Raw genomic sequence first — 1,281 nt, 5'->3', positions numbered from 1 at the left:
GTTCACAACGTGTCGAGGAACTACATCTAGCTCAGCAGCAAGTACCACCTCCGCATCGGCAGCCTGAGCCGCTCCCTGTCCGCAACCTCATTCACCCACCAGACTCAGGTGGATCCTGCCCTGGTATGTGGCGTCGGCGATGGCTTCTGCAGTGTTGGTGTCCACTGCGAGGATAACCACCAGCTGAGAATCCCCTCCCCCACCGAGCCAGTTCTCAGCGGGATCCTGCGGGATCCACAGCACCGGGACATCATGGGCGATCCGCTGCGTGCCGCCCGTTGATTCCGGGGAATCCGAAGTAGCCAGCACGTCCACCCGCTGACCCGGAGTCAGCAGACTGATCAATGCGGTATCGGCTGGCCGCACCGGTACGGCCACCGTCCCAGCAGGATGGCCTTCCAGCAAGCCTGGACCCACCAGCTGAGAGGGGTGCACCACTGCTCCGGCAGGCAATGCGGCCGCCAGCGTTTCGCCAAGATAATCGTCGAGATCACCGCTGTGCCCCTGGGGCACCGCTGCTGCATCCGTTTCCAGTTCTTCCAGCAGCTGCTCGGTGAGCACCTCACCGGCCGGCACCGCGGAGACCAGCCGGACAGCCGTTGTGGTCTGAGCGCTCGAGCTTTCCGTGGCAAGCAATGCCGAAGCGGCCGCGCAGAGTCCCAGCAGCAGAGCCAGCGGGACCCGAAACCTGCGCACCCAACGATAGAGACCTCCTGGACGTAGCCGCCTGCGCACCCGAGGTGGCGGCGCATCCGGTGTGAATCGGCGTGAGCCCCGCGCCCCTGCACCCCGGGACCTTGAACCCCGGAACCTTGAACCCCGGGACCTTGAACCCCCGGCTCTTGCACCCCAGGAACCAACGCGCTGTGACCCCGAACCCCGTGACCGTGACCCCGGCGCGGCAGACCTACTGTGCCGAACCTGCGCAGTTTCGGTCGGTCGGGGGAAGAGTCGGGAACGAGCAGCCTGCACACTATCGGGGATGCCAGCTGGATCTGTTGCTGAAGAGTTCGCTGCGCGACCAGGTTCCGCCGGCACAAAAGGCACCGATGAAGGTGCCTCCCTGGGACCGCCTGCGGTGGCACTACTGCGACGTCGGCGCACCGGGGTGATCGCGGAGAGGGACTCACTGTTCATGTCCACCAGAATCACCCACCGGACAGACGCAGCGTCCACGCCAGCCACTGGGCTGTGAAGTACCGCCGGGTCGTCGTCGTAATCAGTGGGCTGGGGAAAACTCATCCCCAGTGCGGAGGTCGTTCCTCGATGAACCAGCGCTCT

Annotated in this window: 2 protein-coding genes; one reads left to right on the top strand and one right to left on the bottom strand. The window is 65.0% G+C overall.

Annotation, left to right across the window (positions count from 1 at the left end; genetic code table 11):
- Positions 1 to 87 precede the first annotated feature (87 nt).
- Positions 88 to 696, bottom strand: a complete 609-nt coding sequence (gene cpaB / locus TX78_RS10775; RefSeq protein WP_049897842.1) for a Flp pilus assembly protein CpaB — start codon at positions 694 to 696, stop codon at positions 88 to 90.
- Positions 697 to 982: 286 nt separating this feature from the next.
- On the opposite strand from cpaB, the gene TX78_RS10770 reads away from it, so the two are divergent.
- The gene (locus tag TX78_RS10770) at positions 983 to 1,195 is read left to right on the top strand and encodes a hypothetical protein (protein WP_044496194.1); all 213 of its coding nucleotides are present in this window, start codon (positions 983 to 985) and stop codon (positions 1,193 to 1,195) included.
- The last annotated feature ends 86 nt before the right edge of the window (positions 1,196 to 1,281 follow it).

The sequence above is a fragment of the Nesterenkonia massiliensis genome, from assembly GCF_000455245.1.
In the GTDB taxonomy this organism is placed as follows: domain Bacteria; phylum Actinomycetota; class Actinomycetes; order Actinomycetales; family Micrococcaceae; genus Nesterenkonia; species Nesterenkonia rhizosphaerae.
This window is presented reverse-complemented; position numbering and strand designations above follow the sequence as displayed.

Excerpts from the sequence above, each read along its gene's own strand:
- TX78_RS10770 (WP_044496194.1), top strand. The coding sequence starts at position 983 with ATGCCAGCTGGATCTGTTGCTGAAGAGTTCGCTGCGCGACCAGGTTCC.